At 70.9% G+C, this 10,494-nt stretch carries 9 protein-coding genes and 1 pseudogene; 6 read left to right on the top strand and 4 right to left on the bottom strand.

All coding sequences use genetic code 11. The features are described from left to right. The first annotated feature begins 18 nt into the window (after positions 1–18). Complete coding sequence (locus J0670_RS18020; RefSeq protein WP_207812631.1) at positions 19–912, top strand: rhomboid family intramembrane serine protease; 894 nt, start codon at positions 19–21, stop codon at positions 910–912. 358 nt (positions 913–1,270) lie between these two features. Here J0670_RS18020 and crgA read toward each other — a convergent pair whose 3' ends face one another. Beyond that, entirely contained in the window at positions 1,271–1,519 is a 249-nt protein-coding gene (crgA, locus tag J0670_RS18015) for a cell division protein CrgA (RefSeq protein ID WP_196951174.1), read from the bottom strand. A gap of 167 nt (positions 1,520–1,686) precedes the next feature. Here crgA and J0670_RS18010 point away from each other — a divergent pair, with 167 nt between their 5' ends. The 5 genes and pseudogenes from J0670_RS18010 to J0670_RS17990 all read left to right on the top strand — a co-directional run bounded on the left by J0670_RS18010 (position 1,687) and on the right by J0670_RS17990 (position 4,936). Continuing rightward, the gene (locus J0670_RS18010) at positions 1,687–2,451 is read left to right on the top strand and encodes a DUF881 domain-containing protein (RefSeq protein WP_243437177.1); all 765 of its coding nucleotides are present in this window, start codon (positions 1,687–1,689) and stop codon (positions 2,449–2,451) included. Positions 2,452–2,520: 69 nt separating this feature from the next. Then, positions 2,521–2,700 carry a hypothetical protein gene (locus J0670_RS18005; RefSeq protein ID WP_207812627.1) on the top strand — a complete coding sequence of 60 codons (180 nt, stop codon included), beginning with the start codon at positions 2,521–2,523 and terminating at the stop codon, positions 2,698–2,700. A gap of 55 nt (positions 2,701–2,755) precedes the next feature. Continuing rightward, a complete protein-coding gene (locus J0670_RS18000; protein ID WP_207812626.1) occupies positions 2,756–3,418 on the top strand; it encodes an aminodeoxychorismate/anthranilate synthase component II in 663 nt (220 codons plus the stop codon). A 5-nt stretch (positions 3,419–3,423) separates the two neighbouring features. Then, positions 3,424–4,503 carry a class E sortase gene (locus J0670_RS17995; RefSeq protein WP_307806571.1) on the top strand — a complete coding sequence of 360 codons (1,080 nt, stop codon included), beginning with the start codon at positions 3,424–3,426 and terminating at the stop codon, positions 4,501–4,503. Positions 4,504–4,538: 35 nt separating this feature from the next. Next, positions 4,539–4,936 (top strand): annotated as a pseudogene (locus J0670_RS17990) (hypothetical protein). A 126-nt stretch (positions 4,937–5,062) separates the two neighbouring features. On the opposite strand, the gene pknB reads toward J0670_RS17990, so the two are convergent. From pknB to J0670_RS17975, 3 genes are all read right to left on the bottom strand, one after another. After that, on the bottom strand, positions 5,063–7,192 hold the full coding sequence (gene pknB, locus J0670_RS17985; RefSeq protein ID WP_207812625.1) for a Stk1 family PASTA domain-containing Ser/Thr kinase: 2,130 nt from the start codon (positions 7,190–7,192) through the stop codon (positions 5,063–5,065). Positions 7,193–7,452: 260 nt separating this feature from the next. Further along, positions 7,453–8,910, bottom strand: a complete 1,458-nt coding sequence (locus tag J0670_RS17980; protein WP_207812624.1) for a penicillin-binding protein 2 — start codon at positions 8,908–8,910, stop codon at positions 7,453–7,455. Then, positions 8,907–10,283, bottom strand: a complete 1,377-nt coding sequence (locus J0670_RS17975) for an FtsW/RodA/SpoVE family cell cycle protein (protein ID WP_207812629.1) — start codon at positions 10,281–10,283, stop codon at positions 8,907–8,909. Before J0670_RS17975 ends, J0670_RS17980 begins: the two co-directional genes overlap by 4 nt. Positions 10,284–10,494 lie beyond the last annotated feature (211 nt).

The following is a 10,494-nucleotide window of genomic DNA, read 5'->3' as shown; positions in this document are numbered from 1 at the left end:
CGGGAAGGGGAACCGGAGATGCTCCCGGACGAGTCGCGGTCGGCGGCGGGACGGTCCCCGGAGGGTGGGCTGCCCGGGTGCTACCGGCACCCGCAGACGGCCACCGGGGTGTCCTGCACCCGCTGTGAGCGGCCGATCTGCCCACAGTGCATGGTGACCGCCTCGGTGGGCTTCCAGTGTCCGGAGTGCGTCGGTGACGGGCACGCCGGGACGCGGCGGGCGACCACCCGGTTCGGCGGCGCGCTGACCGTGGACGGCGGGTTGGTGACCCGGGCGCTGATCGGCGTCAACCTGGTGGTCTGGCTGCTGGCGGCCTACGTGCTCACCCCGAGGCTTGGCCAGGTCTGGTCGCTGTTCAGCGCCGGGCGGGACATCCTCGGCGGCCCGGCCGGCGTCGCCGACGGTCCGCACGAGTGGTACCGGCTGTTGACCGCCGTCTTCCTGCACCTCGAGTGGTGGCACGTCGGGATGAACATGCTGGTGCTGTTCTGGCTCGGCCCGCCGCTGGAGGAGGCGCTCGGCCGGCTGCGCTTCCTGGCCCTCTACCTGCTCTCCGGCCTCGGCGGCAGCACCTTCGCCTTCCTGGTGGCCGGGCACCGGATGGAGTCGGTCGGGGCCTCCGGGGCGATCTTCGGCCTGATCGGCGCCACGATCGTGATGCAGCTGCGGAGCCGGGGCCCGCTCGCCCCGGCGATGGCCTTCCTGGTCTTCAACCTGGTGATGACCTTCTCCCGCCCGAACATCGACTGGCGCGCGCACCTCGGCGGCCTGGCGCTGGGCGCGCTGACCGCCTTCGGCCTGATGTACGCCCCGCGCGAGCGCCGCGGGCTGGTGCAGGGGCTGACGGTGGTCGGGGCGGTGGCCGTGGAGGCGGCGATGCTGTTGACCGGGATGGCCCTGTACGGCGCGTGACGCCCCGGGCGTTTGTCCACAGCGGGTGCGGGGTTGTGCACAGGCTGTGTGCCGGTCCTCCTGTGGACTGCTGTTCTACGCGTGTCCTCCTGTGCGGTTTCCCCGTTTCCAGGGAGTTGTGCACAGCTGTGGACGGCCGGAGTCGGAAAAGTTATCCACAGGCTGTGGGGAGTTTTCCCCAGTGTGGATAACCATGTGGATAAGCGCGACAGTCTGATGGTGTGGATAACCGGCTGGGCAGCTGGGCCGTCGGGCCGGGCCGTCAGCCGCGTCGGGGCATGCCTGACCGCCGCCCCGGGACCCGCGATCCGAAGCGGCGGAAGGAGCCCGGTACCGGGCCCTCAGGACGCGCGGAGCGTCACTTCCACTGGGTGGAGACGCCGAAGCCCGCGGCGATGAAGCCAAAGCCGACCAGGATGTTCCAGTTCCGCCAGCTCTCGACCGGGTAGTTCCCGCTGGTCACGTAGTACGTGACGATCCACACCAGGCCGATCAGGAACAGTGCCAGCATCAGCGGTGCGACCCACCCGCGGCCCGAACTGATCTTCACCGCGGCCGTGGTCGGCGGGGTGTAGTCGGACTTCTTGCGGAGTCGAGACTTCGGCACGAGGTGCTCTCCTGTCGATGCGCTGTGAGACCGCGCGGACGTGCAGCGGGTGAGACGCCGACGGTCGGTTGTGGAGAACGCTCAGGGACCGTTCCCGCACCCGCCACCGGCGTCCGTTAGCGTAGTGGCTCGGTGGGTCTTGAGGAGATAAGGGTACGGTGACTAATTTGTCGATTCCCCCCGGGAAGGCCGCTACCCGCCCCTCCGGCACCCGAATTGTCGGACGTGCCCTGACCTGCGCCGTCTTCGCGCTCGCCGGTCTGCTCTTCTACATCAGCGCGCAGACCGCCCGCGGCACCGACCTGCGGACCGACAACTCGCTGCTGAGCCTCGGCGACGTGGTCCGCCAGCGCAGCTCGCAGAACCAGCAGGCGCAGGCCCAGCTGGCCGACCTCCAGGCCCGGGCGCAGCAGCTCACCGAGAGCCAGGGCAACGACCCCGCCGACACGGCGCGGCTGGACGGCCTGCGGCTCGGCGCGGCCCTGGAGCCGCTCCAGGGCGGCGGTCTGACCGTCACCCTCAACGACGCCCCGCCGAACGCCACCGCCCGCATCCCCGGCGTCCCCGAGCCCGGCGTCAACGACCTGGTCATCCATCAGCAGGACATCCAGGCGGTCGTCAACGCGCTGTGGCGGGGCGGCGCCGAGGGAGTACAGGTGATGGACCAGCGGCTGATTTCCACCAGCGCCGTCCGCTGCGTCGGCAACACGCTGCTGCTCCAGGGCCGGGTCTACTCCCCGCCGTACGTGGTCAAGGCGGTGGGCCGGACGGACGGGCTGCGGGCGGCCGTCGAGGCGGACCCGACGATCCGCAACTACCTGCAGTACGTCCAGGCGTACGGCCTGGGCTGGAAGGTCCAGGAGAGCGGCGATCTGACCCTCCCCGGTTACTCCGGCACCACCGAACTCCGGTCGGCGGGCGGCCAGCCGTAGCGGACCGTCCTCGCGGGCGGGGATCCCGGGTCTACTCTTGACCCCAGTCCGTTACGTCGAGGGAGCACCATGTACGGCTGGATCTGGCGTCACCTCCCGGGGAACACCCTGGTCCGGGCCATCATCTCGCTGCTCCTGATCCTGGGGATCGTCTACCTCCTCTTCACCTACGTCTTCCCGTGGGCGGAACCGCTGCTCCCCTTCGGCGACGTCACGGTGGACGGCGGCGACGGAGCCTCGACCGGCTGACCCGGTGGCCCCGGTACTTCCACCCAGCACCGCATCCCACGGAGACCACGCGAGCATGACCACCCAGTCGACCCCGCCCCGCATCCTGGTGGTGGACAACTACGACAGCTTCGTCTTCAACCTGGTCCAGTACCTGTACCAGCTCGGCGCGACCTGCGAGGTGGTGCGCAACGACGAGGTGACCGTCGAGCACGCCGTCCGCCGGGCGGGGGACGAGGGCTTCGACGGAGTGCTGCTCTCCCCCGGCCCCGGCGCGCCGGAGGAGGCCGGGGTCTGCATCGAGATGGTGCACCACTGCGCGGGGATCGGGCTGCCGGTGTTCGGCGTCTGCCTGGGCCTCCAGTCGATCGCGGTCGCGTACGGCGCGGTGGTCGGCCGGGCGCCGGAGCTGCTGCACGGCAAGACCTCGCCGGTCGAGCACGAGGACGGCGGGGTGTTCGCCGGCCTGCCCTCGCCGCTGACCGCGACCCGCTACCACTCGCTGGCCGTCGACCCGGCCACCGTGCCGGACGAGCTGGTGGTCACCGCGCGCACCGGCAGCGGAGTGATCATGGGCCTGCGCCACCGTGAGCTGCCGGTCGAGGGCGTGCAGTTCCACCCCGAGTCGGTGCTCACCGAGGGAGGGCACCGGATGCTCGCCAACTGGCTGGCGGAGTGCGGCGATCCGCGCGCCGTCGAGCGGTCGGCCGGGCTCGCCCCGGTGATCGGCCGGGGCTGAGCGGCGTGACCGCGGTGCGCCCGGAGGGGCGTTACCAATCGGAGGCGGGCCCGTACGGCGGCGGCGAGTACGGAGCCCAGGGGTACGGCACCTACGGGTACGGCGAGCCGTACCCGCCGGAGCACCCGGTCCAGGCCGCGCCCGAGGACGCCTGGGGCGTGTACGAGCAGGCCGAGCGGCCCGTCGCGGGCGGGCCAGAGTACCCGTGGCTGCCCGACCAGACCCTCCAGCTGCGCCTGCCCGCCTTCGACGGGGCCGAGGCCGAGCCCGCCCCGCCCACCGGCGGCCGGGCCGAGCGCCGACGCGCCGCCCAGGGCCGGACGTCCGTCCGTTCGGGTGGTGGGCGGCGCCGGGCGAAGAGCCGGGCTGCCGGGCGGACGCGCCCCAAGGAGTCCCCGGTCGTGGTGGCCGCGCGCTTCGTCGGCGAGCTGTGCATAACGCTCGGCCTGGTGATGCTGTTGTTCGTCGCGTACCAGCTCTGGTGGACCAACGTGCAGGCCGACGCGGCCGCCGACGGCGCCCGCAGCACGCTGGAGCAGCAGTTCGACGCCCAGCCGCCGGCCCAGCCGGGGCAGCCGGCCCCGGACCCGAACAAGCCCGAGGTGTTCGAGCCGGGCAAGGGCTTCGCCATCATCTACCTGCCCAAGCTGGGGCTGAAGTTCCCGATCGCCGAGGGCACCTCCAAGTCGGCGGTGCTCGACAAGGGCCTGGTCGGCCACTACGCCGGCACCGGGATGCCGGGCGACAAGTCCGGCAACTTCGCGCTGGCCGCGCACCGCAACACCCACGGCGAGCCGTTCCGGTACATCAACGAGCTCGGCAAGGGCGACAAGATCGTGGTGGAGACCGCCGCCGGGTACTACACCTACGAGATCACCGGCGGCATCCCGGAGACCTCCCCCAACAACGTGAGCGTGATCAAGCCGGTGCCGAACGGCGCCGGGTACGCCGGTCCCGGCCGCTACATCACGTTGACCACCTGTACGCCGGAGTTCACCTCCAAGTTCCGACTCATCGTCTTTGGCAAGATGATCGAGGAACGGCCGCGCAGCCAAGGCAAGCCGGCCGCGATCACGGGCGGATAGCCGCCCGCAGGCCCGTTCGAGGGGGAGCACCGCAGATGCAGCACGACGGGACCGAGCAGTGGATCGAGCCGGCCGAGGAGGCCTTCCCCCCGCCCCGTGACGGGGCGGGGGGGAAGCCGCAGCGGCGCGGGCGGAGCCGGGCGCTGGTCGCGCTCGGTGTCTTCGGCGAGCTGCTGATCACCGTGGGCCTGGTGCTCGGCCTGTTCGTGGCCTACTCGCTGTGGTGGACCAACGTGCAGGCGGACCGCTCCGCCTCGGCCGCCTCCGACAAGCTGCGCAACTCCTGGGCCGCGGGCCCGGCCGCTACATCACCCTGACCACCTGCACGCCGGTGTACACCTCGCGCTACCGGATGGCGGTCTGGGGGAGCCTGGTGCGGGTCGACGACATGGACGCCAAGCGCACCCCGCCGCCGGAGCTGCGGCACTCCTGAGCCCCTTCCCGGCCCTTCGCGGCCGTTCCCGGGGGAAGCCGGGAGACGCCCGAGGGCCCGTCGCAGCCGCTGCGACGGGCCCTCGGGCGTTGGTCACCGGGTCATCCCCAGGGGAACCAGGGAGGCCTAGGGGTGGTCTCCTTTGGGTGGCGTGGAGGAGGTGTCGCCTCCTTTGGGCGGATCGGCCGCCTTGGTGAACAGCTGGACCTGGGTGTTCGGGTCCAGCTGGGTGCCGGCCGGCGGGTTGGTCATCTGGACCACCGCGTTCGGGTCCGACGGGCCGACGAAGGTGTAGCCCAGGCCGGCCTTCCCCAGCTGGGCGATGGCGTCCGAGACCTTGACGTTCTGCAGCGGCGGGACGGTGGCCTTCTCCGGCGCCTTGTAGATGGTCAGCGAGATCTTCGTGTTGGCCGGCGCCTTGGTGTTGGGCGCGACCGACTGCGAGGCCACGGTGTTGACCTTGGTCGGGTCGTTGGTCTGCGTGGACTTCGAGGTGTCGACCTGGAAGCCGAGGCCCTGCAACTGGGCCTGCGCGTCGTCCTTCTGGGCGCCCACCACGTTCGGGACGGTCTGCTTGGCCTTGCCCTGCGAGATCGTCAGCTTGACCGGGGCGCTCGGGTCGGCGGGCGTGCCGGCCGCCGGGTCCTGGGCGATGACGGTGTCCTGCGGGGCGGTGTCGTCGTCCTTGTAGTCGGGGGGCCCGACGTTGGTGAAGCCGGCCGCGGCCAGGGCCTGCAGCGCCTGGTCCTTCGGCTTGCCGGTCACGGTCGGGACCTGCGTCTTGGCCGGGCCGGAGGAGAGCTGCACCGTGATGGTGGCGTTCTCGGCGATCTGGCCGCCCGCCACCGGGTTCTGGGTGCAGACCTGGTCCTTCTTGATGTTGGCGTCCGGGCAGGCGACCTTGTCGCCCTCGGCCACCACCAGCTTGGGGCCGGCCGCGGCGGCGGCCGTCTTGGCGTCGGCCAGGCTCTTGCCGACCAGGTTCGGCACGGCGACCTTCGGGGTCTCCTTGCTGCCCTTGTCGCTGAACATCGCCTGGGCCACGAAGAAGGTGCCGACCAGGACCAGCACGGCGGCCACCGCCAGCACGATCCAGGAGGTGTTGCTCTTCTTCGGCCGGTCCTCGCCGCGCCGGCCGCCGCCCTGGCCGTAGCCGTCGTCGTAGCCGTCGTGGCCGCCGCCCGCGGCGCCGGCGTAGGTCTGGCCGTAGCCGTCGTCCTGGTAGCCGCCCTGCTGCCCGTAGCCCGGCTGCCCGGGGGCCTGCGGCAGCACGGTGGTCGGGCCGCCGCCGGGCTGCTGGGGCAGCACGTTGGTCTGGCCGTACGGGTCGTGCTGCTGCGGGTAGCCGTTCTGGTCGTAGCCGTACCCGGGCGCGCCCATGCCGTAAGCGGCGGCCTGCTGGGCGGCGGCGACCGGGAGGCCGTCGAGGAAGCGCTCGATGTCGTCGCGCATCTCGTCGGCGGACTGGTAGCGGTAGTCGCGGTCCTTGGCGAGCGCCTTCAGCACGATCGCGTCGACCTCGGGGCGCACCTCGGGGTCGAAGACGGACGGCGGCTGCGGCTCCTCCCGGACGTGCTGGTAGGCCACCGCGACCGGCGAGTCCCCGACGAACGGCGGGCGGACGGTCAGCAGCTCGTAGAGCAGGCAGCCGGTGGAGTAGAGGTCGGATCGGGCGTCGACCTGCTCGCCCTTGGCCTGCTCGGGCGAGAGGTACTGGGCGGTGCCGATGACGGCCGAGGTCTGGGTCATGGTCATCCCGGCGTCGCCCATCGCGCGGGCGATGCCGAAGTCCATGACCTTGACGTTGCCCTGCCGGGTCAGCATCACGTTGGCCGGCTTGATGTCGCGGTGCACGATGCCGGCCCGGTGCGAGTACTCCAGGGCCTGGAGGATGCCGATGGTCATCTCCAGCGCGCGCTCCGGCAGCAGCCGGCGGCCGGAGTGCAGCAGCTCGCGCAGCGTCGAACCCTCGACGTACTCCATCACGATGTACGGGATGGAGATGCCGTCGATGTAGTCCTCGCCGGTGTCGTACACGGCGACGATCGCGGGGTGGTTCAGGGACGCCGCGGACTGCGCCTCGCGGCGGAAGCGGGCCTGGAACGACGGATCCCGGGCCATGTCGGCCCGGAGCGTCTTCACTGCGACGGAACGGCCGAGCCGGGTGTCATGGGCGAGGTACACCTCGGCCATGCCGCCGCGTCCGAGGACGCCGCCGAGCTCGTACCTGCCGCCGAGGCGACGAGGCTCTTCCATAGTTCCGACCCTCTCCCTCACCTGCCGGTGAGGTTGTGACGTAGGTGTCCCCGCACGCTCTGGATGACGCCGCCCGCGCCTCGACCGGTTTCTCCGGCCGGGCCGTGCGCCGCCTCGCGGGCGGCAACGGGCACACCCGCTGCTGGCGGATACGCTACCGGTCGCACCGCACCGGACCGGAGTCAGCCGTCGGCCGATATCAGACCGGTATCCGGACGGGGCCGCCGGATCGTGACATTCGCCTCACCCCCTCCCGGCGGCTACTTGCCGAGGGCGGCCTGCATCACCGCCTTGGCGATCGGGGCCGCGAGCCGGCCGCCGCTGATGCCGTCGCGGTTGTTGGAACCGTCCTCGACCACGACCGCGACCGCCACCGACTGGCCGTCCGAGGTCTTGGCCCAGGAGGTGAACCAGGCGAACGGCAGCCCGGCGTTGTCCTCGCCGTGCTGGGCGGTGCCGGTCTTGCCGCCGACCTGGAGGCCGGGGATCTTGGCGTTGGTGCCGGTGCCGTTCTCGACCACCGAGACCATCAGGTCCTGCATCTTCTGCGCGGTGGCCGGGCTCATCGCCTGGGAGAACTGCTTCTCGGTGTGCTTGGAGATGGTGGTCAGCGAGGCCGAGCGCTCCTGGTCGACCAGGTACGGCTGCATCAGGCTGCCGTTGTTGGCGATCGCGGCGGAGACCATGGCCATCTGCAGCGGGGTGGCGCGGGTGTCGTGCTGGCCGATCGAGTCCTGGGCGGTGCCGTCCAGGCTGGCGCTGTCCGGGAAGATGCTCTTCTCGGAGCGGCTCGGGGTGTCGATCGTGCTGTTGAAGCCGAACTTCTCGGCCTGCGCCCGCATCTTCTCCTTGCCGAGGTCGGCGCCCATCTTGGCGAAGACCGTGTTGCAGGACTGGTCCATGCCGGACTTGATGGTGGCGTTCCCGCACTTCTCGAACGGGCTCTCGTTCTTGAGCACCGTCTGGGTGTTGGGCAGGGTGTACGGGTCCGGGGTGTCCGTCGCGTCGTTGATGTTCTGGTACAGGCCGTTCTCGAACGCGGCGGTCGCGGTGACCAGCTTGAACGTCGAGCCGGGCGGGTAGGTCTCGCGCAGCGCCCGGTTGAGCATCGGCTTGTTCGGGTCGGCGTTGAGGTCCGTCCAGGCCTTGCTGTCGGCGGCGTCGCCGCCGGCGAAGCTGCCCGGGTCGTAGGACGGGGTGGAGACCATGCCCAGGATCGCGCCGGTCTTCGGGTCGAGCGCGACCACCGCGCCCTTCTTGTCGCCGAGGCCGTCGAAGGCGGCCTTCTGGACCTTGGGGTTGATGGTCGTGATGACGTCGCCGCCGCGCTTCTGCTCGCCGGTCAGCATGTCCAGGGTGTTGCGGAAGAACAGCCGGTCGTCCGTCCCCGAGAGGATGCCGTCCTCCAGGTTCTCCAGCTGGGTGGAACCGTACGCCTGGGAGGAGTAGCCCGTCACCGGGGCGTACATCGGGCCGTCGTTCCAGGCGCGCTTGTACTTGTAGCGCAGGCCGTTCACGTAGTCGGACCTCGTCACCGGCTGGCCGCCGACGATGATGTTGCCGCGCGGGTGGGCGTAGCGGTCGTACAGCTGGCGCTTGTTGTTCTTGTTCGAGGCCCAGGCGTCGGCCTGGACGCCCTGCACCCAGTTGGTGCGCACCATCAGGGCCAGGATCAGCACGAGGCAGAAGATCGAGACCCGGCGGATCGGCTTGTTCATCGGGCGGGTCCTCCCTGGCCCTCGGTGGCCGGGGCCGGTTCGGCCCCGGGTCGGCGGGCGCTGTCGCTGATCTTCAGCAGGATCGCGACCAGCGCCCAGTTGGCGACCACGGACGAACCGCCCTGGGCGAGGAACGGCATGGTCATACCGGTCAGCGGGATCAGTCCGGTGACCCCGCCGGCCACGACGAAGACCTGCAGCGCCATCGCCGAGGAGAGGCCGACGGCGAACAGCTTGCCGAACGGGTCCCGGGCGGCGAGGGCGGTGCGCAGGCCGCGCTGCACCAGCAGGGCGTAGAGCAGGAAGATCGCCATCAGGCCGGTCAGACCGAGCTCCTCGCCGAAGGAGCCCAGGATGAAGTCGCTCTTGGCGGCGAAGTTGATCAGCCAGGAGCGGCCCTGGCCGAGCCCCGAGCCGGTCACCCCGCCGGAGCCGAGCGCCATCAGCGACTGGCCGATCTGCTCGGTGGAGCCCTTCGGCGGGTTGGGGCCGAAGGCGGCCATCGGGTCCAGCCAGGCGTCGATGCGGACCTTGACGTGGCTGGTGGTCATGGCGACCGCGACCGCGCCGCCGACCGACATCAGCAGGCCGAACAGGATCCAGCTGGTCCGCTCGGTGGCGACGTAGAGCATCACCACGAACAGGCCGAAGAACAGGAAGGACGTGCCCAGGTCGTTCTCGAAGATCAGGATCAGCAGGCTGAGCAGCCAGATCACGACGATCGGGCCGAGGTCGCGGCCGCGCGGCAGGTACAGGCCCATGAAGCGGCGGCTGGCCAGTGCCAGGGCGTCCCGCTTGACCATCAGGTAGCCGGAGAAGAACACGGTCAGGACGATCTTGGCGAACTCGCCGGGCTGGATGGAGAAGCTGCCCATCCGGATCCAGATCTTCGCGCCGAAGTCCTCCGCCCGGGCCGGGAAGAAGGCCGGCGCGGCGAGCAGCACCAGCGCCACCACCATCGAGATGTAGGTGTAGCGCTGGAGCACCCGGTGGTCCTTCAGCAGCACCATCACGCCGATGAACAGCGCGACCCCGAGGGCCGACCAGATCAGCTGGTTCTTGGCCGCCGGGAAGTTGCCGCTGAGCAGCTTGCCCGCCTTGTCCAGCCGCCAGATCATCACCACGCCCAGCCCGTTCAGCAGGGTCGCGATCGGCAGCATCAGCGGGTCCGCGTACGGCGCGAAGCGGCGCACCAGCAGGTGCGCGACCAGCGCCAGGGAGCCCATCCCGAGGCCGTAGCCGAGCATCCCGGCCGGCAGCGCGGAGTCCATCGCCAGGCCCACGTTGGCGTACGCGAGGATCGGCAGCAGGACGGCGAAGACCAGCAGGGCCAGTTCGGTGTTGCGGCGGTTCGGCGCGCCCTGGGGCGAGATGGTGGTGTTGCTCCGGCGCCGGGGCGCGGTGCGTTCGGCCGTCGCCCGGCGTCGGCCTCCGCCGCTGCGGCCGGTGTCGCCGCTCAGGTCGTAGCTGCTCACGTGGTGACCGCTCCCTGACGGCCGGCAGGCCCGCTCCGGGCGGACCTATGTCGGTTCACGGACGTCACTGCTTCGGGCAGGATTCGGCCCGGCTGCGTTCCTCGTCGGT

It is taken from the genome of Streptomyces sp. FH025 (genome assembly GCF_017427025.1).
Classification (GTDB): domain Bacteria; phylum Actinomycetota; class Actinomycetes; order Streptomycetales; family Streptomycetaceae; genus Kitasatospora.
The sequence above is the reverse complement of the archived record's forward strand: the minus strand, read 5'-3'. Positions and strand labels throughout refer to the sequence as shown.

Bases quoted from the DNA above. Each gene is read 5' to 3' on its own strand.
- J0670_RS18020 (WP_207812631.1), top strand. From the start codon at position 19: ATGCTCCCGGACGAGTCGCGGTCGGCGGCGGGACGGTCCCCGGAGGGT.
- J0670_RS18005 (WP_207812627.1), top strand. From the start codon at position 2,521: ATGTACGGCTGGATCTGGCGTCACCTCCCGGGGAACACCCTGGTCCGG.
- J0670_RS18000 (WP_207812626.1), top strand. From the start codon at position 2,756: ATGACCACCCAGTCGACCCCGCCCCGCATCCTGGTGGTGGACAACTAC.
- pknB (WP_207812625.1), bottom strand. From the start codon at position 7,192: ATGGAAGAGCCTCGTCGCCTCGGCGGCAGGTACGAGCTCGGCGGCGTC.
- J0670_RS17980 (WP_207812624.1), bottom strand. From the start codon at position 8,910: ATGAACAAGCCGATCCGCCGGGTCTCGATCTTCTGCCTCGTGCTGATC.